This window comes from Lysobacter sp. BMK333-48F3, assembly GCF_019733395.1.
GTDB lineage: Bacteria > Pseudomonadota > Gammaproteobacteria > Xanthomonadales > Xanthomonadaceae > Lysobacter.
In genome coordinates, this window is sequence record NZ_JAIHOO010000001.1 from 2,805,437 (window position 1) to 2,828,306 (window position 22,870).

The 22,870-nt window shown below is 67.0% G+C and carries 16 protein-coding genes and 5 tRNA genes; all 21 read left to right on the forward strand.

Annotated elements, in window-relative coordinates:
- Positions 1-178: 178 nt before the first annotated feature.
- The 21 genes from K4L06_RS11870 (at position 179) to rpoC (ending at position 22,525) form a co-directional block, all read left to right on the forward strand.
- On the forward strand, positions 179-1,915 hold the full coding sequence (locus K4L06_RS11870; RefSeq protein ID WP_343225820.1) for a tetratricopeptide repeat protein: 1,737 nt from the start codon (positions 179-181) through the stop codon (positions 1,913-1,915).
- The gene (gene lolB, locus K4L06_RS11875; RefSeq protein WP_343225756.1) at positions 1,912-2,904 is read left to right on the forward strand and encodes a lipoprotein insertase outer membrane protein LolB; all 993 of its coding nucleotides are present in this window, start codon (positions 1,912-1,914) and stop codon (positions 2,902-2,904) included. The genes K4L06_RS11870 and lolB overlap by 4 nt, the downstream gene beginning before the upstream one ends.
- A gap of 47 nt (positions 2,905-2,951) precedes the next feature.
- On the forward strand, positions 2,952-3,839 hold the full coding sequence (ispE, locus tag K4L06_RS11880) for a 4-(cytidine 5'-diphospho)-2-C-methyl-D-erythritol kinase (RefSeq protein WP_221671582.1): 888 nt from the start codon (positions 2,952-2,954) through the stop codon (positions 3,837-3,839).
- A gap of 7 nt (positions 3,840-3,846) precedes the next feature.
- A tRNA-Gln gene (locus tag K4L06_RS11885) sits at positions 3,847-3,923 on the forward strand.
- Between the two features lie 127 nt (positions 3,924-4,050).
- On the forward strand, positions 4,051-5,010 hold the full coding sequence (locus tag K4L06_RS11890; RefSeq protein ID WP_221671583.1) for a ribose-phosphate diphosphokinase: 960 nt from the start codon (positions 4,051-4,053) through the stop codon (positions 5,008-5,010).
- A gap of 173 nt (positions 5,011-5,183) precedes the next feature.
- Positions 5,184-5,843, forward strand: a complete 660-nt coding sequence (locus K4L06_RS11895; protein ID WP_221671584.1) for a 50S ribosomal protein L25/general stress protein Ctc — start codon at positions 5,184-5,186, stop codon at positions 5,841-5,843.
- 59 nt (positions 5,844-5,902) lie between these two features.
- The gene (gene pth / locus K4L06_RS11900; protein ID WP_221671585.1) at positions 5,903-6,484 is read left to right on the forward strand and encodes an aminoacyl-tRNA hydrolase; all 582 of its coding nucleotides are present in this window, start codon (positions 5,903-5,905) and stop codon (positions 6,482-6,484) included.
- Between the two features lie 87 nt (positions 6,485-6,571).
- Positions 6,572-7,663, forward strand: a complete 1,092-nt coding sequence (gene ychF, locus K4L06_RS11905; RefSeq protein WP_221671586.1) for a redox-regulated ATPase YchF — start codon at positions 6,572-6,574, stop codon at positions 7,661-7,663.
- A 137-nt stretch (positions 7,664-7,800) separates the two neighbouring features.
- A tRNA-Tyr gene (locus tag K4L06_RS11910) sits at positions 7,801-7,886 on the forward strand.
- A 120-nt stretch (positions 7,887-8,006) separates the two neighbouring features.
- Positions 8,007-8,080: transfer RNA gene (locus tag K4L06_RS11915), tRNA-Gly, on the forward strand.
- Positions 8,081-8,124: 44 nt separating this feature from the next.
- Positions 8,125-8,200: transfer RNA gene (locus tag K4L06_RS11920), tRNA-Thr, on the forward strand.
- A 71-nt stretch (positions 8,201-8,271) separates the two neighbouring features.
- Positions 8,272-9,462: an elongation factor Tu gene (gene tuf, locus K4L06_RS11925; protein ID WP_221671587.1), complete on the forward strand. Its 1,191-nt coding sequence runs from the start codon at positions 8,272-8,274 to the stop codon at positions 9,460-9,462.
- A 148-nt stretch (positions 9,463-9,610) separates the two neighbouring features.
- Positions 9,611-9,686: transfer RNA gene (locus K4L06_RS11930), tRNA-Trp, on the forward strand.
- A gap of 97 nt (positions 9,687-9,783) precedes the next feature.
- On the forward strand, positions 9,784-10,164 hold the full coding sequence (gene secE, locus K4L06_RS11935) for a preprotein translocase subunit SecE (protein WP_221671588.1): 381 nt from the start codon (positions 9,784-9,786) through the stop codon (positions 10,162-10,164).
- Positions 10,165-10,177: 13 nt separating this feature from the next.
- A complete protein-coding gene (gene nusG / locus K4L06_RS11940; RefSeq protein WP_221671589.1) occupies positions 10,178-10,753 on the forward strand; it encodes a transcription termination/antitermination protein NusG in 576 nt (191 codons plus the stop codon).
- Between the two features lie 263 nt (positions 10,754-11,016).
- Positions 11,017-11,445 (forward strand): 50S ribosomal protein L11, encoded by a 429-nt coding sequence (gene rplK, locus K4L06_RS11945; protein ID WP_221671590.1) that lies wholly within the window; start codon positions 11,017-11,019, stop codon positions 11,443-11,445.
- Positions 11,446-11,448: 3 nt separating this feature from the next.
- Entirely contained in the window at positions 11,449-12,147 is a 699-nt protein-coding gene (gene rplA, locus K4L06_RS11950) for a 50S ribosomal protein L1 (protein ID WP_221671591.1), read from the forward strand.
- A gap of 552 nt (positions 12,148-12,699) precedes the next feature.
- On the forward strand, positions 12,700-13,233 hold the full coding sequence (gene rplJ, locus K4L06_RS11955; RefSeq protein WP_221671592.1) for a 50S ribosomal protein L10: 534 nt from the start codon (positions 12,700-12,702) through the stop codon (positions 13,231-13,233).
- A gap of 71 nt (positions 13,234-13,304) precedes the next feature.
- A complete protein-coding gene (gene rplL / locus K4L06_RS11960) occupies positions 13,305-13,679 on the forward strand; it encodes a 50S ribosomal protein L7/L12 (RefSeq protein ID WP_221671593.1) in 375 nt (124 codons plus the stop codon).
- A 343-nt stretch (positions 13,680-14,022) separates the two neighbouring features.
- Complete coding sequence (gene rpoB, locus K4L06_RS11965; protein WP_221671594.1) at positions 14,023-18,186, forward strand: DNA-directed RNA polymerase subunit beta; 4,164 nt, start codon at positions 14,023-14,025, stop codon at positions 18,184-18,186.
- Between the two features lie 115 nt (positions 18,187-18,301).
- Complete coding sequence (gene rpoC / locus K4L06_RS11970; RefSeq protein WP_221671595.1) at positions 18,302-22,525, forward strand: DNA-directed RNA polymerase subunit beta'; 4,224 nt, start codon at positions 18,302-18,304, stop codon at positions 22,523-22,525.
- Positions 22,526-22,870: the final 345 nt, after the last annotated feature.

A 22,870-nucleotide genomic window follows, 5' to 3' on the forward strand; every position in this document is an offset into this window, starting at 1 on the left:
GGCGAGTGCGGCGGGACATCGGTTCAGGTGCTTGCGATAAGCTGCGGGCTGCTGAAGGCCGCCATTCTACCGGCCCACTGGTCCCGACGTGGTTTTCTACCATTCGATTTGCCCGATCGGTCCAATAGACGCTGGCTACGACCGCGACGACGGCGCTGCCGCGCCGCGCGCCGACACCCTGGCCCGGCGGATCGGCGCGGTCCTGTTCGGCGTCGGCCTGCTCGGCGCGCTGCTGGCGGCCCCGGTGCGGGCCGCGGCGGTGCCGCCGGCGCCGTCGGCCGCGGCCCTGGCAGCCGCCCAGGCGACCATCCGCGAGCGCGCCGCGGCCGATCCGACCGGGTCGTCGCTGGAAGCGCTGATGAGCGGCGAATTCGCCCTCCAGGCCGGCAAGCTGAACGATGCCGCCACGGCTTATCTCAAGGCCGCGCGCGCCGCCGGCGACGCCGGCCTGGCCGAGCGCGCGACCAGCATCGCCGTCCTGGCCAAGCAGGACCAGGTCGCCGGCGAGGCGCTGGCGCTGTGGCGCAAGCTCGGCGGCCAGGGCAGCGGCGTGGCCGCCGCTGAGGCCACCTTGTCGCTGCGCCGTGGCGACGACCGCGCGGCCCTGCGCCAGCTCAACGAATTGATGGCCGCCGATCCCGAGGCCGGCTGGCGCCAGGTGCTGGTGGTGCTGACCACCGGCTCGAAGGACCCGGAGCAGGCCGGGCGCGTGCTGGAGAAGATCGTCGACGGCGGCAAGATCCCGCAGCGCAATCTGATGGCCTGGGTCGCCTTCGGCGGCCTGTCGCAGCGCCTGGACCGGCCCAGGCTGACCGAGCGCATCGTCGAGGAAGTGGTCGAGCGGTTCCCGGGCGAGCCGCGCGTGGCCCTGCTGCGGGCCAGCCAGCTGCGCGAGGACGGCAAGCCCGACGAGGCGCGCAAGCTGCTGCAGACCCTGGAACCGCAGGCCGAGCGCGACAACAGCCTGCGCGCGCTGATCGCCGAGCAGTACGAGGCCTTGAAGGATTTCCAGCAGGTCGCCGCCGTGCTCGGCCGCGGCCCGCAGGACGAGCAGACCTATGCGCTGCGTGCGTCCTACCTGGCCCGCGCCGAAGACAAGCCGACCCTGACCAAGCTCTACGACGAACTGCGCGCCAGCGCGGCCAAGCCCGATCCGGCGCGGCGCCTGCTGCTGGGGCAACTGGCCGAATTCCTGGAGCGCAACGAAGAAGCGCTGGCCTGGTACCAGGGCGTGCCGGGCGGTTCGCAGCGCTCGCTGGCGCGCCTGCGCAGCAGCAACGTCCTGCACAAGCTCGATCGCGCCGGCGAGGCCTACGCCAACCTGCGCGCGATGCAGGCCGACGCCGCGATCCAGGACGACGCCCGCCGCGACGCCTATCTGCTGGAAGCCAACCTGCGCGCCGACGACAAGAACGACGCCGGCGAGAGCGACGCCTTCGCCCGCGGCCTGGCCGCGTTCCCGGACGAGCCGGAAATCCTCTACGCCCGCGCCCTGAGCTGGGAGCGCCGCGACGACATCGCCCGCGCCGAGGCCGACCTGCGCCGGATCCTGGTCGCCGAGCCGGACAACAGCGCCGCGCTCAACGCGCTCGGCTACACCCTGGCCGACCGCACCACCCGTTACCAGGAAGCGTTGGAACTGATCGAGCGCGCCCGCGCCGCCGAGCCGGACAACTACGCGGTGATCGACAGCTACGGCTGGGTGCTTTACCGCCTGGGCCGCATGGCCGAAGCCGAAACCGAACTGCGCCGGGCCCTGACCCTGCAGAAGGACGCCGAAGTCGCCGCCCACCTGGGCGAGGTGCTGTGGCAGGCCGGCAAGCGCGAGGAAGCGCGCAAGTATTTCGAACAGGCGCGCCAGATCGACCCCGACAACCGCTCGCTGTTGCGCGCGCTGAAGAAGCTGGGCCTGTGAGCGCCGCCCGGATCGCCCCCACGCCGCGCGCCGCGGCGCGCCTGGCCGGCGCGGCCGCGTTGGCGCTGCTGCTCGGCGCCTGCGCCAGCCAGCCCGGTCGGCGCTCGCCGCCGGCCGAGACGGTGGTGCCGGCGGCCGACGCCGCGGCGCGCGAGACCGCGCGCGTCGCCCGTCTGCGCGGCCAGGCCGATTGGTCGCTGAACGGTCGCATCGCCGTGTCCAACGCCGGCAAGGGCGGCAGCGGCCGGATCGAATGGAGCCAGCGCGATGCCGCCTTCGAAGTCGCGCTGAGCGCGCCGGTGACCCGGCAGAGCTGGCGCCTGAGCGGCGGCCCCGGCGCGGCGCGCCTGGAAGGCCTGGACGGCGGTTCGCGCGAGGGCGGCGATGCTGCCGCATTGCTGCGCGAGGCCACCGGTTGGGAGATTCCGGTCGCGGCCCTGGCCGACTGGCTGCGCGCGCTGCCGGCGCAGGGCGGCCCGCAGGCGCAGGTCGCGCCGGGCGCCGACGGCCGGCCGCAGGCGATCGAGCAGGGCGGCTGGCGGATCGGCTACGAATGGCCTGCGACCGGCGACCTGCCGTCGCGGCTGGACGCGCGCCGCGACGGCGCGCGGGTGCGGCTGATCGTGGATCAGTGGCAGGGCGGGGCGAGCGACGCGAGCGCGCCGCCGGCCGAGGAAAGCCAGACCGAGCGCCTGCAGCGCGAGCTGTCGCAGCTGGATCTGGCCGATCCGGCCGCCGACCTGCGCCGCAATATCGCCCAGGGCGACCTGCGCCCGATCGGCGTCTGCGGTTTCGCCTGCCTGGCGCCGGGCCTGGCCCAAGGCGAGCAGCCCAAGCTGCAGGCCATGCGGATCCTGTCCGGCACCGGCGACGTGATCGAAGGCGAGCGCCACCAGCGCCTGATCGAGCAGGCCCGGGCCTACGCCACCGCCTACAACCGGGCCTTGAGCGACTGGCGGCGCGCGCATCCGTCCGCCGCCGGTCGCTGATCGCCTCCTCCTTATCCGCAGCCCGGCCTGCCGTTGCCCCGACCGCCATGTCCGACCCGCTTTCTCCTGCCGCCGGCGCCGAGTCCGGCTGGTCGCTCTGGCCCGCGCCGGCCAAGCTGAACCTGTTCCTGCGCATCGTCGGCCGCCGCGCCGACGGCTACCACCTGCTGCAGACCGTGTTCCGTCTCCTGGACTGGGGAGACAGCATCCGCCTGCGCCCGCGCAGCGACGGCCGGGTGGTGCGCCACGGCGGCTCGGTGGCCGGCGTCGCCGAGGCCGACGACCTCACCGTGCGCGCCGCGCGCTTGCTGCAAATGGAGTCCAATTGCGGCCAAGGCGCGGACATCGTCATCGAAAAACGCATTCCGGCCGGCGGCGGTTTCGGCGGCGGTTCGTCCGACGCGGCGACTGTGCTGGTGGCCCTGGACGCGCTCTGGGGCACTGGCCTGGGGGTCGAGCGCCTGGCCGCGCTGGGCCTGCGCCTGGGCGCCGACGTGCCGGTGTTCGTGCGCGGCGACAACGCCTGGGCCGAGGGGGTGGGCGAGGATCTGCGCCCGATCGCGCTGGCCCCGGCCTGGTACGTGCTGGCCGATCCGGGCGTCCACGCCCCGACCGCGGCCCTGTTTCAATCGCCTGAATTGACGCGGGATGCTGCGCCCGCGACAATGTCGGACTTCGTTTCGGGTTCACCGCTCGGGAATGCGTTCGAGCCGGTGCTGCGTCAGCGCGAGGCCGCCGTCGAGGCCGCCTTCGCCGCCTTGTCGCGGATCGGTTCGCCACGCCTGACCGGGTCCGGCAGCGGCTGTTTCGTCGAATTCGCGACCCGCGAATCGGCGCAGGCGGCGCTGGCGGAACTGCCTTCCGGCCTGCGGGCCTGGACGGCCGGCGGCGCGGCGCATTCGCCGCTGCGCGACGCGCTCGAAGCAAAAACGTAAACCGCACAGGGGCGTCGCCAAGTGGCCCAAGGCACCGGGTTTTGATCCCGGCATTCGTAGGTTCGAATCCTACCGCCCCTGCCAGTGTTACCCGCGGGATTGGAGATTTGGGATTCGGGATTCGCAGGACGCGCGCCTGTTGATTCCCGAATCCCAAATCCCGAATCCCGGCTACAACGCCGCCCGGTCAGAGCGAAGCGGAGTAAAGACAGTGCAAAACGATCGCAACCTGTTGGTGTTCAGCGGCAACGCCAACCGTCCGCTTGCTGCAGCGGTGTGCAAGGAGCTCGGCATCCGGCTCGGCAAGGCCCTTGTGGGCCGCTTCTCCGACGGCGAAGTGCAGGTCGAGATCGAAGAGAACGTGCGTCGTCAGGAAGTATTCGTCATTCAGCCGACGAACGCGCCGACGGCCGAGAACTTCATGGAGCTGCTGGTCCTGATCGACGCGCTCAAGCGCGCCTCGGTGGCCAGCGTGACCGCGGTGGTGCCGTACTTCGGCTACGCCCGCCAGGATCGCCGCCCGCGCTCCTCGCGCGTGCCGATCACGGCCAAGGTCGCGGCCAAGATGTTCGGCGCGGTCGGCGCCGACCGGGTGCTCACGGTCGATCTGCATGCGGATCAGATCCAGGGCTTCTTCGACATCCCGGTCGACAACGTCTACGCCTCGCCGCTGCTGCTCGCCGACATCTGGCGCGCGCACGGCACCGACAACCTGATCGTCGTGTCCCCGGACGTCGGCGGCGTGGTGCGCGCCCGCGCGATCGCCAAGCGCCTGGACGACGCGGACCTGGCGATCATCGACAAGCGCCGCCCGCGCGCCAACGTCGCCACGGTGATGAACATCATCGGCGACGTGTCGGGCAAGACCTGCGTGCTGGTCGACGACATCGTCGACACCGCCGGCACCCTGTGCGCCGCCGCGGCGGCGCTCAAGGCGCAGGGCGCGCAGAAGGTCGTGGCCTACTGCACCCACCCGGTGCTGTCGGGCGCGGCCATCGACAACGTGACCAAGTCGCAGTTGGACGAGCTGGTGGTGACCGACACCATCCCGCTGACCGCCGCGGCCCGCGCCACCGGCCGCATCCGCCAGCTCAGCGTCGCCGAGCTGCTGGCCGAAACGATCCGCCGCATCGCCTTCGGCGAGTCGGTCAGCTCGTTGTACGTCGACTGATCCGGGAGCCGGGAGCGGGGAATCGGGAATCGTAAAAGCAGCTGCGGCGCGAGCGCTCTACCGATTCCCGATTCGCCATTCCCGATTCCCAGCTTCAAAGGCTCACCTGGTCGCGGGTGAGTCTCCCAGCCGCCGCGAGGCGGTTCTAACGCTGTAAAACCGAGTAAACGCAAATGTCCGAACACATCATCAAGGCCACTGGCCGCAACGTCGAGGGGAAGGGTGCGAGCCGCCGCCTGCGTCGTGCCGCCAGCATCCCGGCCATCGTCTACGGCGGCGAAGCCGCTCCGCAGCCGATCCAGCTCGACCACGAAAAGATCTGGCTGGCCAGCCAGCACGAGTGGTTCTACTCCTCGATCCTGAGCCTGGATCTGGACGGCAAGGTGCAGCAGGTCCTGCTGCGCGACATGCAGCGCCATCCGTTCAAGCAGATCATCATGCACCTGGACTTCCAGCGCGTCGACGCCAACCAGGCGCTGCGCGTGGCCGTGCCGCTGCACTTCCTCAACGAAGACAAGTCGCCGGCCGGCAAGTCCGCCGACGTCGTGGTCACCCACGAGCTCAACGAAGTCGAAGTCAGCTGCCTGCCGAAGGATCTGCCGGAGTTCATCGAGGTCGACCTGTCGGCGCTCAAGGTCGGCGACATCGTCCACCTGTCCGAGCTCAAGCTGCCGGCCGGCGTGGAAATCCCCGAGCTGAAGCTGGGCAAGGAACACGACGTCGCCGTCGTGATCGCCAAGCACGGCAAGGAAGAGGCCGTCTCCGACGCCGAGGCCCCGGCCGCCGAAGTGCCGGCCGCCAAGGTCTCGAAGAAGGACGAAGACAAGAAGTGATCGCAGGCCTGCGCGCCCCGACGGGCGCGCCGGTTCGCGTTCGCGGATTGTCTTGATCCATGGCGGGACTGCGCCTGATCGTCGGCCTGGGGAATCCCGGCGCCGAATACACCCGGACCCGGCACAACGCCGGGTTTTGGTTTGTGGACGCCCTGAACGAAAAGTTCGGCGGCCGCTTCGGCCTGGAGTCCAAGCTGTTCGGCGAAACCTCGAAGGTCGAGATCGCCGGCCGTCCGGTCTGGCTGCTCAAGCCGGCCACCTTCATGAACCTCTCCGGCAAATCGGTAGCCGCGGCGCTGCGCTACTGGAAGATCGAGCCGGACGAGGCGCTGCTGGCGCACGACGAGCTCGACCTGGCGCCGGGCACGGCGCGGCTCAAGTTCGACGGCGGCCACGGCGGCCAGAACGGCCTGCGCGACACCGTCCAGCACCTGGGTCACGGCAAGTTCCACCGCCTGCGCCTGGGCATCGGCCATCCCGGCCACAAGGACAAGGTCACCCCGTGGGTGCTCGGCCGTCCCGGCAAGGACGACGAGGCCACGATTCTGCGCGCCATCGACGACGCCATCGACGTCGTGCCGCTGGCCGTGCAGGGCAATTTCCTGGACGCGATGACGCGTCTGCACACCCCTCGGGCGTGAATCGGGAATGGGGAACCGGGAATCGGCTCGGCCGTTCCGCTTTTCTCCATTCCCGATTCTCGACTCCCTATTCCCGGACCTGAAGCCATGGGCATCAAATGCGGCATCGTCGGCCTGCCCAACGTCGGCAAGTCGACCCTCTTCAACGCGCTGACCAAGGCGGGCATCGCCGCGGCCAACTTCCCGTTCTGCACCATCGAGCCGAACGTCGGCGCGGTGCCGGTGCCGGATCCGCGCCTCAACGCGCTGGCCGAGATCGTCAAGCCGCAGAAGCTGATCCCGACCGCGGTCGAGTTCGTCGACATCGCCGGCCTGGTCGCCGGCGCGGCCAGCGGCCAGGGCCTGGGCAACAAGTTCCTGGCCCACATCCGCGAGGTCGACGCGATCACCCACGTGGTGCGCTGCTTCGAGCACCCGGACGTGATCCACGTCAACAACAAGGTCGACCCGATCGCCGACATCGAGACCATCGACACCGAGCTGGCCCTGGCCGACCTGGAGAGCGTCGAGAAGGCCCTGCAGCGCGCCGAGCGCTCGGCCAAGACCGGCGACAAGGAGGCGGTGGCGCGCAAGGAGATCCTCGGCCGGGTCCGCACCGGCCTGGACGCCGGCAAGCCGGCCCGCGCGCTGGATCTGTCCGAGGACGACAAGGCCGCCCTGCGCGACCTGTTCCTGCTGACCCTCAAGCCGGTCATGTACGTGGCCAACGTGCTCGAGGACGGGTTCGAGAACAACCCGCACCTGGACGCCGTGCGCGCCCGCGCGGTGACCGAGGGCGCCCAGGTGGTGCCGATCTCGGCGGCGATCGAGGAAGAGCTGAGCCAGCTCGACGACGACGACCGCGACGCCTTCCTGACCGACCTGGGCCTGGACGAGCCGGGCCTGAACCGCCTGATCCGCGCCGGCTACGCCCTGCTCGGGCTGCAGACCTACTTCACCGCCGGGGTCAAGGAAGTCCGCGCCTGGACGGTCCGGGCCGGTTCGACCGCGCCGCAGGCCGCCGCGGTCATCCATACCGACTTCGAGAAGGGCTTCATCCGCGCCGAAACCATCGCCTACGACGATTTCATCAAGTACAAGGGCGAGGCCGGCGCCCGCGACGCCGGGCGCCTGCGCCTGGAAGGCAAGGAATATCGCGTCCAGGAAGGCGATGTGTTGCACTTCCGGTTCAATGTTTGAGTAGACTGTGCGGCCTCGCGCGGCGGCCCGGTTTCGGGCGCCGGGCAGGGCGGCCGGCGACGGCGGCGGTTCCGAAAAAGTTTGCGTGAAAACGCGTTGACAAGTCGGAAATCGCACGCCAGAATTACGGGCTCTTCGGAGGGATACCCAAGCGGCCAACGGGGGCAGACTGTAAATCTGCTGGCTCACGCCTTCGGTGGTTCGAATCCACCTCCCTCCACCAGTTTCAACGCGACGATCGGCGGTAAGATTCGGCGCGGCGCTTCAAGCGGGTTTCAAAGCCGGTTTGAAGCAAGCAAGTTTGAAGTAAGCAAGTTCCAACGCTGTAACGGCAGTACGCGGCGCGGGAGTAGTTCAATGGTAGAACCTCAGCCTTCCAAGCTGATGGTGCGGGTTCGATCCCCGTCTCCCGCTCCATTGAATCGCCGCCGCAGCGCGCCGTAACAGTCACCGAGTTTCATGCTCACGTAGCTCAGTCGGTAGAGCACCTCCTTGGTAAGGAGGAGGTCGAAGGTTCGATTCCTTTCGTGAGCACCATTCACTGCAGTACCGGCTGCTTTACCACCAGCCACCGCAACACTTAGACCCACATACGAGAAGCGACAGCCATGGCCAAGGGTAAATTCGAGCGCACCAAGCCGCACGTGAACGTCGGCACGATCGGTCACGTCGACCACGGCAAGACCACGCTGACGGCCGCTCTGACCAAGGTCGGCGCCGAGCGTTTCGGTGGCGAATTCAAGGCGTACGACGCGATCGACGCGGCGCCGGAAGAAAAGGCTCGCGGCATCACGATCTCGACCGCGCACGTGGAATACGAATCGGCCGTGCGCCACTACGCGCACGTCGACTGCCCGGGCCACGCCGACTACGTGAAGAACATGATCACCGGTGCGGCGCAGATGGACGGCGCGATCCTGGTGTGCTCGGCCGCTGACGGCCCGATGCCGCAGACCCGCGAACACATCCTGCTGTCGCGTCAGGTCGGCGTGCCGTACATCGTCGTGTTCCTGAACAAGGCCGACATGGTCGACGACGCCGAGCTGCTCGAGCTGGTCGAGATGGAAGTGCGCGAGCTGCTGACCAAGTACGAGTTCCCGGGCGACGACACCCCGATCATCCACGGTTCGGCCCGTCTGGCGCTGGAAGGCGACCAGAGCGAAATCGGCGTGCCGGCGATCCTGAAGCTGGTCGACGCGCTGGACACCTTCATTCCGGAGCCGGAGCGCGCGATCGACAAGCCGTTCCTGATGCCGGTGGAAGACGTGTTCTCGATCTCGGGCCGCGGCACCGTGGTGACCGGCCGTATCGAGCGCGGCATCATCAAGGTGGGCGACGAAATCGAAATCGTCGGCATCCGCCCGACCCAGAAGACCACGGTCACCGGCGTCGAAATGTTCCGCAAGCTGCTGGACCAGGGTCAGGCGGGCGACAACGCCGGCCTGCTGCTGCGCGGCACCAAGCGCGACGACGTCGAGCGCGGCCAGGTGCTGGCCAAGCCGGGTTCGATCACCCCGCACACCGAGTTCGAAGCCGAAGTGTACGTGCTGTCGAAGGACGAAGGCGGCCGCCACACCCCGTTCTTCAAGGGCTACCGTCCGCAGTTCTACTTCCGCACCACCGACATCACCGGTGCGGTGACCCTGCCGGAAGGCGTCGAGATGGTCATGCCGGGCGACAACATCAAGATGGTCGTGCAGCTGATCAACCCGGTGGCGATGGACGAAGGCCTGCGCTTCGCGATCCGCGAAGGCGGCCGTACCGTCGGCGCCGGCGTGGTGGCCAAGATCATCAAGTAATAGCTGTATCGCGGCGGCCTTCGGGTCGCCGCAAGCCGCGAACGGCGGGCCGGCAACCCGGTCCGCCTTCGTTGTTTGCAACACCCGTCAACCGGCCGCCGGCCGCCCCCTTGCGGTGCGCCGAATCGGGCCTAAGATTTCAAGACGTACGCCAGTAGCTCAATTGGCAGAGCAGCGGTCTCCAAAACCGCAGGTTGGGGGTTCGAGTCCCTCCTGGCGTGCCACTCGTTACCGAGCCGTGTCGGACGACCCGGCGACTGGATAGCTATTGAAAGGGCCGCGCAGGGATGGGCGGGCTTTCGCGAGGGAATCGCCCCGAGAATGAACAGCAAGGCCGAACAAACCAAATCCGGCGGCGGTGCCGGCGATATCGCCAAGTACGCAGTGGCCCTGTTGCTCGCGGCCGGCGGCGTGTTCGCCTACCTGTGGTTCGAGAACTGGAGCGGTCCGTTGCGCGCTGGCGCGGTCGTGGCCGGCCTGCTCGCGGGCGCCGCGGTGTTCATGCTGACCGCCAAGGGCGCGCAGACCCGCGAATTCCTGTCCGAATCCCGCTTCGAACTGCGCAAGGTCGTCTGGCCGACCCGCGACGAAGCGCTGAAGACCACCTGGGTGGTCATGATCGCCGTCGCGATCCTTAGCCTGATCCTGTCCGGTTTCGATTACCTGATCCAGGCCGCGGTCAAGTTCCTGCTGTCGCGTTAAGGAGACGACCGACGTGAATTCTCACGAAAACAAGCGCTGGTACGTGGTCCACGCGTACTCCGGATTCGAGAAGTCGGTGGCGCAGGCGCTGCGCGACCGCATCGTTCGTTTCGAAATGCAGGACCGCTTCGGCGACGTCCTGGTCCCGACCGAAGAGGTCGTGGAGATGCGTTCCGGCCAGAAGCGCCGTTCCGAACGCAAGTTCTTCCCGGGCTACGTCCTGGTCCAGATCGCCACCCACGACGAAGCCGGGATTCCGCGCATCGACAGCGAGAGCTGGCATCTGATCAAGGAAACCCCGAAGGTCATGGGTTTCATCGGCGGCACCGCCGACCGCCCGTTGCCGATCCAGGACAACGAGGCCGACCGTATCCTGCAGCGCGTTCAGGAAGGCGTCGAGAAGCCGCGTCCGAAGGTGCTGTTCGAGGCCGGCGAGATGGTCCGGGTCATCGACGGCCCGTTCGTCGACTTCAACGGCGTGGTCGAGGAAATCAACTACGAGAAGAGCCGCCTGCGCGTCGCGGTGCTGATCTTCGGCCGTTCGACCCCGGTCGAGCTGGAATTCGGCCAGGTCGAAAAGGCGACCTGAGCCCGGCCGGCCTTCGGGCCGGTTTCTGGGCTGCACAGCCCAAAAAATCTGATATAGTGTGCGGCTCGCTACCCTGGTTGTGGCGAGCTTTGCCTGTTCAGCCATTCCGAATCCTGGTTCAGGTTTCCCTGGTCCAGGGGAGGGCGGCAGGCGGGAAAGCCCGGTTTCAGCGGGCGCAGCATTCAAACGCGATGCCGGAACGCGCGATTTCCGGCCCGATGGGGAGCCTGCGGTCAAGGCGCTAGCACCCGGAGAGCACATCAATGGCAAAGAAAGTAGTCGGCTATATCAAGCTGCAGGTCAAGGCCGGTCAGGCCAACCCCTCGCCGCCGGTCGGTCCTGCGCTGGGTCAGCGCGGCCTGAACATCATGGAGTTCTGCAAGGCGTTCAACGCCGCGACCTCCAAGCTCGAGCCGGGTCTGCCGACCCCGGTCATCATCACGGCCTACTCGGACCGTACCTTCACCTTCGTCACCAAGTCGACCCCGGCTTCGGTGCTGCTGAAGAAGGCCGCCGGCATCACCTCGGGCTCCAAGCGTCCGAACACCGAGAAGGTGGGCAAGGTCACCCGCGCCCAGCTCGAAGCCATCGCCAAGCAGAAGGAAGCCGACCTGACGGCGGCCGACCTGGATGCGGCGGTGAAGACGATTGCGGGTTCGGCCCGCAGCATGGGCCTGGTGGTGGAGGGTTAAGACATGGCGATGACCAAGCGCGAAAAAGCAATCAAGGCTGCCGTGGTTCCGGGCAAGGCCTATCCGTTCGAAGAAGCGGTGAAGATCGTCAAGACCGCCACCAAGGCCAAGTTCGTCGAGTCCGTCGACGTCTCCGTCCGTCTGGGCGTGGACGCGAAGAAGTCCGACCAGCAGGTGCGCGGCTCGACCGTGCTGCCGGCCGGCACCGGCAAGAGCGTGCGCGTGGCGGTGTTCGCCCCGGCGGGCGCCAAGGCCGACGAAGCCCTGGCCGCCGGCGCCGAAGCCGTCGGTATGGACGACCTGGCCGAGAAGATGCAGGCCGGCGACCTGAACTACGACGTCGTCATCGCGACCCCGGACGCCATGCGCGTGGTCGGTAAGCTCGGCCAGGTGCTGGGCCCGCGCGGCCTGATGCCGAACCCGAAGGTCGGCACCGTCTCGCCGAACCCGGCCGAAGCGGTCAAGAACGCCAAGGGCGGCCAGGTGCGCTACCGCACCGACAAGGCCGGCATCATCCACTGCACCATCGGCAAGGTCTCGTTCGAAGACGGCTCGCTGAAGGACAACCTGCAGGCGCTGCTGCTCGACCTGATCAAGGCCAAGCCGTCCGCCGCCAAGGGCCAGTACCTGCAGAAGATCTCGATCAGCTCGACCATGGGTCCGGGCGTGATCGTCGATCAGACCTCGCTGACCTTGAAGTGACGCATCGGCGCGCTCGCGCCTAGCGCGAGCGCCTTTGCCGACGCGTCATCCCCGCGAAAGCGGGGATCCAGAGCCGCCGAACTCTGGCCGCAAGCGACGAATCCGGACTCTCGCGACCGCGAGCGTCCAACGAAACAAAAGGCGAACGGCGATCCACCGCCGCCAGCCGAAACTTTTGAGGGCAATCGCCCAGGGGAAACCCGAAGCGATCGCCGTCAAAGACCGCAGGCGCGGTCGCGCGAGCATCGATGACGGGCATGGAAGCTCGACACGGCAGGGAGTCGCCGTCGATGCAAGCAAGACCGCTTAATTCGGACTCTTCGGAGCCGGGCCGGCGTAGATGGTGCCGCCCCTGGAATCTTTTTCAGGAAAGGCCACCACCCGGGATGCCCACGGGCGTCCCCGGCGACAAGGATCCGTCGCCGCCCAGGACCGCAAGCGGCAGGAGCCGTGAGCGGAATAGAAGGAGCGGGGAGTTGGAGAAGCGGAACAGGGAATCGCAAAGCGAGTCCCGAAACCCGAGTCCCAAGTCCCGGCTTTAGGAGGAGTGCAATGGCTCTTAATCTGTCTCAGAAGCAAGAAGTAGTCGCCGAGCTGGCAGAAGTCGCCGCGAAGGCCCACTCCTTGGTTGCTGCCGAGTACGCGGGCATCACGGTCGGTCAGATGACCGCGATGCGCAAGAAGGCTCGCGAAACCGGTGTGTACTTGCGTGTCGTCAAGAACACCCTGGCCTCGCGCGCCGTGGCCGGTACCGAATACGAGTGCGTCCAGGACAAGCTCGTCGGTCCGCTGCTGTATGCGTTCTCGACCGAAGAACCCGGCGCCGCCGGGCGTCTGATCAAGGAATTCGCCAAGGGTAACGACAAGCTGCAGGCCAAGGTCGTCGCCGTGGGCGGTCAGGTTTATCCGGCCAGCCACGTCGAAGTCCTCGCCTCGCTGCCGACCCTCGACCAGGCCCTGGCCATGCTGGCCCGCGTCCTGTCCGAACCCGCCAGCATGTTCGCCCGCGCCGTCAAGGCCGTGGCCGACAAGCAGGGCGGCGGCGAAGTCGCTGCCGAAGCGCCGGCCGAGGCGGAACCGGCCTGATCGCCGGCCCGCATTCGCGACCGCTTCACTGAATCCGATTCGAAAGATCACAATTTCCTGAGGTAATACACATGTCCCTGTCCAACGAACAGATCGTCGACGCCATCGCCGAAAAGACCCTGATGGAAGTCATGGAACTGGTTCGCGCGATCGAAGAGAAGTTCGGCGTCACCGCCGCTGCTCCGGTCGTCGTGTCCGGCGGCGGCGCCGCCGAGGCCGCTCCGGTCGAAGAGCAGACCGAGTTCAACGTCATCCTGAAGGCTGCCGGCGAGAAGAAGGTCGAAGTCATTAAGGCCGTCCGCGCCATCACCGGCCTGGGCCTGAAGGAAGCCAAGGACCTGGTCGAAGGCGCTCCGCAGACCGTCAAGGAAGCCGTCTCCAAGGACGACGCTGCCAAGATGAAGAAGGACCTCGAAGCCGCTGGCGCGACTGTCGAAGTCAAGTAAGCGTTACTTGCGTCGCCGTTTTTCTTTGGCGACCACCGAAGGCTGGGGACGTAAGTCCCCGGCCTTTGGCCGTTCCAAGGGAATTGGGAATGGGGAATAGGGAATCGCAGAAGCAGCCTTCGGCTCTTACCGATTCTCCATTCCCCATTCCCGGTTCCCGGCTCCACCCGAGTTGTCAGTCGGAAGTAGCGGGAGAGGGCGTGCTGGTGCCGGCAATACCAGCGACTTCCCACTGGCAATTTTTACGTCATTAGTCCCCACGAGCCGCGGACGCGCGGTTCGCCCGGAAATCCGCCTGCGGCGGGTTTCCCGGCCCATTAGCTAATCGAGGCGGTAGCTCACCATGACCACAGCTTCCACGAACTATTCGTTCACCGAAAAGAAGCGAATCCGCAAGGACTTCGGCAAGCGCAAGTCCATCCTCGAAGTTCCCTTCCTGCTCGCGATCCAGGTCGACTCCTACCGCGAATTCCTGCAGGAACACACCGACCCGGCCAAGCGCGCCGATCGCGGCCTGCACGCGGCCCTCAAGTCGGTGTTCCCGATTTCCAGCTACAGCGGCAACGCCGCGCTCGAGTACGTCGGCTACAAGCTCGGCGACCCGGTGTTCGACGAGCGCGAATGCCGCAACCGCGGCCTGTCCTACGGCGCCCCGCTGCGCGTGACCGTGCGCCTGGTGATCTACGACCGCGAGTCGTCGACCAAAGCCATCAAGTACGTCAAGGAGCAGGAAGTCTACATGGGCGAAATTCCGCTCATGACCGACAACGGCACCTTCATCGTCAACGGCACCGAGCGCGTCATCGTCTCGCAGCTGCACCGTTCGCCGGGCGTGTTCTTCGACCACGACCGCGGCAAGACCCACAGCTCGGGCAAGCTGCTGTACAGCGCCCGCATCATCCCCTACCGCGGCTCCTGGCTGGACTTCGAGTTCGACCCGAAGGACGCGCTGTTCACCCGTATCGACCGTCGCCGCAAGCTGCCGGTGACCGTGCTGCTGCGCGCGCTCGGTTACGGCAACGAGGAGATGCTCAACGAGTTCTTCGAGATCAACACCTTCCACATCATGCCCGAGGGCGTGCAGTGGGAGCTGGTCTCCGAGCGCCTGCGCGGCGAAACCCTCGACTTCGATCTGGCCGACGGCGACCGCGTCATCGTCGAGGCGGGCAAGCGCATCACCGCGCGCCACGTCAAGCAGCTCGAGCAGTCGGGCATCGAAGCCCTGGCCGTGCCGGACAGCTACCTGGTCGGCCGCATCCTCTCCCACGACGTGGTCGATACCAAGTCGGGCGAACTGCTGGCCTCGGCCAACGACGAAATCCACGACGACCACCTGGTCGCGTTCCGTCGCGCCGGCATCGAGTCGGTCGGCACCATCTGGGTCAACGACCTCGACCGCGGTCCGTACATCTCCAACACCCTGCGCATCGACCCGTCGAAGACGCAGCTGGAAGCGCTGGTCGAGATCTACCGGATGATGCGTCCGGGCGAACCGCCGACCAAGGACGCCGCCCAGAACCTGTTCCACAACCTGTTCTTCACCTTCGAGCGCTACGACCTGTCGGGCGTGGGCCGGATGAAGTTCAACCGCCGCATCGGCCGCAAGGAAACCACCGGCGCCTCGGTGCTGTACGACGCCAAGTACTTCGCCGACCGCAAGGACGACGAATCGGTGCGCCTGCGCAACGACCTCGGCCAGACCTCGGACATCCTCGACGTGATCCGCGTCCTGACCGAGATCCGCAACGGCCGCGGCGTGGTCGACGACATCGACCACCTGGGCAACCGTCGCGTGCGTTCGGTCGGCGAAATGGCCGAGAACACCTTCCGCGTCGGCCTGGTCCGCGTCGAGCGCGCGGTCAAGGAGCGCCTGTCGATGGCCGAGTCCGAAGGCCTGACCCCGCAGGAGCTGATCAACGCCAAGCCGGTGGCCGCCGCGATCAAGGAGTTCTTCGGCTCCTCGCAGCTGTCGCAGTTCATGGACCAGAACAACCCGCTGTCGGAAGTCACCCACAAGCGCCGCGTCTCGGCGCTGGGCCCGGGCGGCCTGACCCGCGAGCGCGCCGGCTTCGAAGTGCGCGACGTGCACCCGACCCACTACGGCCGCGTCTGCACCATCGAAACGCCTGAAGGCCCGAACATCGGCCTGATCAACTCGCTGGCGGTGTTCGCCCGCACCAATCAGTACGGCTTCCTGGAGACGCCGTACCGCAAGGTGGTGGACGGCAAGGTCACCGACGACGTCGAGTTCCTGTCGGCGATCGAAGAGAACGAGTACGTCATCGCCCAGGCCAACGCGCCGCAGGACGAGAAGGGCATGATCACCGCCCAGTTCGTCGCCTGCCGCTTCCAGGGCGAAACCCTGCTCAAGCCGCCGAGCGAGATCCACTTCATGGACGTCTCGCCGATGCAGACCGTGTCGGTCGCGGCCGCGCTGGTCCCGTTCCTGGAGCACGACGACGCCAACCGCGCGCTGATGGGCGCGAACATGCAGCGTCAGGCGGTTCCGACCCTGCGCGCGCAGAAGCCGCTGGTCGGCACCGGCATCGAGCGCGCCGTGGCGCGCGACTCGGGCGTGACCGTGAACGCCAAGCGCGGCGGCGTGATCGAACAGGTCGACGCCGGCCGCATCGTGGTCAAGGTGGTCGAAGAGGAGATCTCCGGCGTCACCGACGCGGGCGTCGACATCTACAACCTGATCAAGTACACCCGCTCCAACCAGAACACCTGCATCAACCAGCGTCCGCTGGTGAAGGTGGGCGACGTGGTGGCGCGCGGCGACGTGCTGGCCGACGGTCCCTCGACCGACATCGGCGAGCTGGCGCTGGGCCAGAACATGCTGGTCGCGTTCATGCCGTGGAACGGCTACAACTTCGAAGACTCGATCCTGCTTTCCGAGCGCGTGGTCGAAGAGGATCGCTACACCACGATCCACATCGAAGAGCTGACCTGCGTCGCGCGCGACACCAAGCTGGGGCCGGAAGAAATCTCCGCCGACATCCCCAACGTCTCCGAGCAGGCGCTGAACCGCCTCGACGAGTCGGGCGTGGTCTACATCGGCGCCGAAGTGCGCGCCGGCGACATCCTGGTCGGCAAGGTCACCCCGAAGGGCGAGTCGCAGCTGACTCCGGAAGAGAAGCTGCTGCGCGCGATCTTCGGCGAGAAGGCCTCCGACGTTAAGGACAGCTCGCTGCGCGTGCCGCCGGGCATGGACGGCACCGTCATCGACGTGCAGGTCTTCACCCGCGACGGCATCGAGAAGGACAAGCGCGCCCGCCAGATCGAAGAGTCGGAAATCCGCCGGGTCAAGAAGGACTTCGACGACCAGTTCCGGATCCTCGAAGCGGCGATCTACGACCGTCTGCGCTCGCAGCTGATCGGCAAGATCGCCAACGGCGGCGCCGGCCTGAAGAAGGGCGACACCGTCACCTCGCTGGTGCTGGACGGGCTGAAGAAGTCCGACTGGTTCACCCTGCGCATGAAGGACGAGGAAGCGATCGAGGCGATCGAGCGCGCGCAGAAGCAGATCGAAGTCCACCAGAAGGAATTCGAGCGCCGCTTCGCCGACAAGCGCGGCAAGATCACCCAGGGCGACGACCTCGCTCCGGGCGTGCTGAAGATGGTCAAGGTGTTCCTGGCCGTTAAGCGCCGCATCCAGCCGGGCGACAAGATGGCCGGCCGCCACGGCAACAAGGGCGTCGTGTCGACCATCGTGCCGGTCGAGGACATGCCGTACGCCGCCGACGGCCAGACCGTCGACATCGTGCTGAACCCGCTGGGCGTGCCGTCGCGTATGAACATCGGCCAGATCCTCGAGGTGCATCTGGGCTGGGCCGCCAAGGGCCTGGGCCAGAAGATCCAGCGCATGCTGGAGGCGCAGCAGAAGATCGCCGAGCTGCGCAAGTTCCTCGACGAGATCTACAACCACGACAACAAGCTGCACGGCCAGCGCGTCGACCTGAAGCAGTTCAGCGACGAAGAGCTGCTGACCCTGGCGCGCAACCTGACCGACGGCGTGCCGATGGCGACCCCGGTGTTCGACGGCGCGGCCGAAGTCGAGATCAAGAAGATGCTCGAACTCGCCGACCTGCCGACCGGCGGCCAGACCATCCTGCACGACGGCCGCACCGGCGAGGCGTTCGAGCGTCCGGTGACCATCGGCTACATGCACATGCTGAAGCTGAACCACCTGGTCGACGACAAGATGCACGCCCGTTCGACCGGTCCGTACTCGCTCGTCACCCAGCAGCCGCTGGGCGGCAAGGCGCAGTTCGGCGGCCAGCGTTTCGGCGAAATGGAAGTCTGGGCGCTGGAAGCCTACGGCGCGGCCTACACCCTGCAGGAAATGCTGACGGTGAAGTCCGACGACGTGCAGGGCCGCAACCAGATGTACAAGAACATCGTCGACGGCGAGTACGAGATGGTCGCCGGCATGCCGGAGTCCTTCAACGTGCTGGTGAAGGAAATCCGCTCGCTGGCCATCAACATGGAGCTGGAAGAGAACTGAGGAATGCCGGGAATCGGGAATGGGGAATAGGGAGTCGCGATAAGCGCCCCGTCCCCGTCCCGAAACCCGATCCGACCATTCCCCATTCTCTATTCCCGATTCCCGGAGAGTTCAAATGAAAGACTTGCTCAATCTCTTCAACCAGCAGCGTCCCGCGCTGGACTTCGACGCGATCAAGATCGCGCTGGCCTCGCCGGACCTGATCCGTTCGTGGTCGTTCGGCGAAGTGAAGAAGCCGGAAACCATCAACTACCGCACCTTCAAGCCCGAGCGCGACGGCCTGTTCTGCGCCGCCATCTTCGGTCCGATCAAGGACTACGAGTGCCTGTGCGGCAAGTACAAGCGCATGAAGCACCGCGGCGTGGTGTGCGAGAAGTGCGGCACCGAAGTGACCTTGGCCAAGGTGCGCCGCGAGCGCATGGGCCACATCGACCTGGCCTCGCCGGTCGCGCACATCTGGTTCCTCAAGTCGCTGCCCTCGCGCATCGGCCTGATGCTGGACATGACCCTGCGCGACATCGAGCGGATCCTGTACTTCGAAGCCTATGTCGTGACCGAGCCGGGCCTGACCCCGATGGAACGCGGCAACCTGCTGACCGAAGAGCAGTACCTGCAGGCGCGCCAGGAGCACGGCGACGACTTCGAGGCCGCGATGGGCGCCGAGGCGGTCTACGACCTGCTGCGCACCATCGACCTGCAGTCGGAAATGCTGCAGCTGAAGGAAGAGATCGCCTCGACCAACAGCGAAACCAAGCTCAAGCGCCTGACCAAGCGGATCAAGCTGGTCGAAGCCTTCCTCGAGTCCGGCAACCGTCCGGAGTGGATGGTCATGACCGTGCTGCCGGTGCTGCCGCCGGACCTGCGTCCGCTGGTGCCGCTGGACGGCGGCCGCTTCGCGACCTCCGACCTGAACGACCTGTACCGCCGCGTCATCAACCGTAACAACCGCCTGCGCCGCCTGCTCGAACTCAACGCGCCCGACATCATCGTGCGCAACGAGAAGCGCATGCTGCAGGAATCGGTCGACGCGCTGATGGACAACGGCCGCCGCGGCCGCGCCATCACCGGCACCAACAAGCGCCCGCTCAAGTCGCTGGCCGACATGATCAAGGGCAAGCAGGGCCGGTTCCGCCAGAACCTGCTCGGCAAGCGCGTGGACTACTCGGGCCGTTCGGTCATCGTGGTCGGTCCGACCCTGCGCCTGCACGAGTGCGGCCTGCCGAAGAAGATGGCGCTGGAGCTGTTCAAGCCGTTCATCTTCGCCAAGCTGCAGCGTCGCGGCCTGGCCACCACCATCAAGGCCGCCAAGAAGCTGGTCGAGCGCGAAGAGCCGGAAGTCTGGGACATCCTGGAAGAGGTGATCCGCGAGCATCCGGTGCTGCTGAACCGCGCCCCGACCCTGCACCGCCTGGGCATCCAGGCGTTCGAGCCGGTGCTGATCGAAGGCAAGGCGATCCAGCTGCATCCGCTGGTCTGCACCGCGTTCAACGCCGACTTCGACGGCGACCAGATGGCCGTGCACGTGCCGCTGAGCCTCGAGGCCCAGCTGGAAGCGCGCGCGCTGATGATGGCGTCGAACAACATCCTGTCGCCGGCCAACGGCGAGCCGATCATCGTGCCGTCGCAGGACGTCGTGCTCGGCCTGTACTACATGACCCGCGCCCTGGAGAACAAGGCGGGCGAGGGCATGGCGTTCGCCAACGTGGCCGAAGTCAAGCGCGCCTACGACAACCGCGTCGTGCAGCTGCACGCCAAGGTCAAGGTCCGCATCAGCGAGACCGTGATCAACGAAGACGGCACCCGTTCGCCGAAGACCTCGGTCGTCGACACCACCGTCGGCCGCGCCTTGCTGCGCGAGATCCTGCCGGAAGGCCTGCCGTTCGCCCTGGCCAACACCGAGCTGACCAAGAAGAACATCAGCCGCCTGATCAACTCGTGCTACCGCATGCTCGGCCTGAAGGACACGGTCGTGTTCGCCGACCGCCTGATGTACACCGGCTTCGGTTACGCGACCCGCGCCGGCGTGTCGATCGGCATCGACGACATGATCATCCCGGGCGAGAAGAAGGGCATCCTGGCCGAGGCCGAGTCGGAAGTGCTGGAAATCCAGCAGCAGTACCAGTCCGGCCTGGTCACCGCGGGCGAGCGCTACAACAAGGTCGTCGACATCTGGTCGCGCACCAACGAGCGCGTGGCCAAGGCGATGATGGACGCGATCGGCACCGACACCGTGACCAACGCCAAGGGCGAATCGGTCCCGCAGAAGTCGATGAACTCGATTTACATCATGGCCGACTCCGGCGCCCGCGGTTCGCAGGCGCAGATCCGTCAGCTGGCCGGTATGCGCGGCCTGATGGCGCGTCCGGACGGCTCGATCATCGAGACGCCGATCACCGCGAACTTCCGCGAAGGCCTGAACGTTCTGCAGTACTTCATCTCGACCCACGGCGCCCGTAAGGGCCTGGCGGATACCGCGCTGAAGACCGCGAACTCGGGTTACCTGACCCGTCGACTGGTCGACGTGGCCCAGGACGTGGTGATCACCGAAACCGACTGCGGCACCGTCGAGGGTCTGACCATGACCCCGATCGTCGAAGGCGGCGACGTGGTCGAACCGCTGCGCGACCGCGTGCTCGGCCGCGTCGTGGCCGAGGACGTGTTCCTGCCCGGCAACGACGAGGATCCGATCGTCACCCGCAACACCCTGCTCGACGAAGCCTGGGTGCAGAAGCTCGAGGACGCCAGCGTCCAGTCGATCAAGGTGCGTTCGACCATCACCTGCGAAAGCAGCTTCGGCGTGTGCGCGCACTGCTACGGTCGCGACCTCGGCCGCGGCCACCTGGTCAACCACGGCGAAGCGGTCGGCGTCGTCGCCGCGCAGTCGATCGGCGAGCCCGGCACGCAGCTGACCATGCGTACGTTCCACATCGGCGGCGCGGCTTCGCGAGCGGCGGCGATCGACAACGTCACGGTCAAGACCACCGGTTCGATCAAGTTCAACAACCTCAAGCACGTCGAACACGCCAACGGCCACCTGGTCGCGGTCTCGCGTTCGGGCGAACTGTCGGTGCTCGACCCGCACGGCCGCGAGCGCGAGCGCTACAAGCTGCCGTACGGCGCCACGGTCAGCGTCAAGGACGGCGCGGAGATCAAGGCCGGCCAGACCGTCGCCAACTGGGATCCGCATAACCACCCGATCGTCTCGGAAGTGGCCGGCTTCGTCCGCTTCATCGACTTCGTCGACGGCGTCACCGTCATCGAGAAGACCGACGAGCTGACCGGTCTGGCCTCGCGCGAGATCACCGATCCCAAGCGTCGCGGCTCGCAGGGCAAGGACCTGCGTCCGATCGTGCGCATCGTCGACAAGAACGGCAAGGACCTGCAGATCCCGGGTACCGACCTGCCGGCGCAGTACCTGCTGCCGCCGCGCTCGATCGTCAACCTCCAGGACGGCGCGCCGGTCGGCGTCGGCGACGTGGTCGCCAAGATCCCGCAGGAAGCGTCCAAGACCCGCGACATCACCGGCGGTCTGCCGCGCGTGGCCGACTTGTTCGAAGCGCGCAAGCCCAAGGACCCGGCGATCCTCGCCGAAGTCTCGGGCATCGTCAGCTTCGGCAAGGACACCAAGGGCAAGCAGCGCCTGATCATCAAGCAGGCCGATGGCAGCGAGCACGAGGAGCTGATTCCCAAGTACCGCCAGATCATCGTGTTCGAAGGCGAGCACGTGGAGAAGGGCGAGACCGTGGTGGACGGCGAGCCGAGCCCGCAGGACATCCTGCGCCTGCTCGGCGTCGAGCCGCTGGCCGTTTACCTGACCAAGGAAATCCAGGACGTCTACCGCCTGCAGGGCGTGAAGATCAACGACAAGCACATCGAGGTGATCGTTCGCCAGATGCTGCGCAAGGTCGAGATCGTCGATCAGGGCGACAGCAAGTTCCTCAACGGCGAGCAGGTCGAGCGTCAGCGCCTGATCGAAGAGAACGTGCGCCTGGCCGCCCGCAGCGAGATCGTCGCCAAGGTCGACCCGGTCCTGCTCGGCATCACCAAGGCCTCGCTGGCGACCGAGTCGTTCATCTCGGCGGCTTCGTTCCAGGAGACCACCCGCGTCCTCACCGAGGCGGCGGTCCGCGGTACCCGCGACGGCCTGCGCGGCCTGAAGGAGAACGTGATCGTCGGTCGCCTGATCCCGGCCGGTACCGGCCTGGCGTACCACACCCAGCGCCGCAAGAACGCTTCGGGTCTGACCGACTCGGAGATGGAAGCGCTGGCCGGTCCGGTGAGCGTCGCGGTCGAGGCTCCGGCCGCGGCCGAAACGGTCGCCGGCGACGACGCCGAGTAAGCGCGCTCGCCGCGCCCCGGTCCGGCCTCCAGGCCGGGTCGGTGCCGGCAAAACCGAGCTCGAAGGCAAGGCGGGCAGCGATGCCCGCCTTGTTTTTTGCCCGATCGCCGCCCGCCCGCGTTCGCAGGGTGGGGTGTGGTGGGGGATGGCAAGTCCGGCAAAACCTGCTAGACTCGCGAATCGGATTGGACCCTTTGGGTCGCACTCCCAGATCACGAAATTAGGCGCAGGGAGCGCCTAGTGTTCGGCCCAGGGTAGGGCGGGATCATCGAATTAGGAACGAATCTGGCGCTGCCGCAGCGCTGGCTTCGCCTGTTCGCGCTGCCTGCGTTGACGGAAACGTTA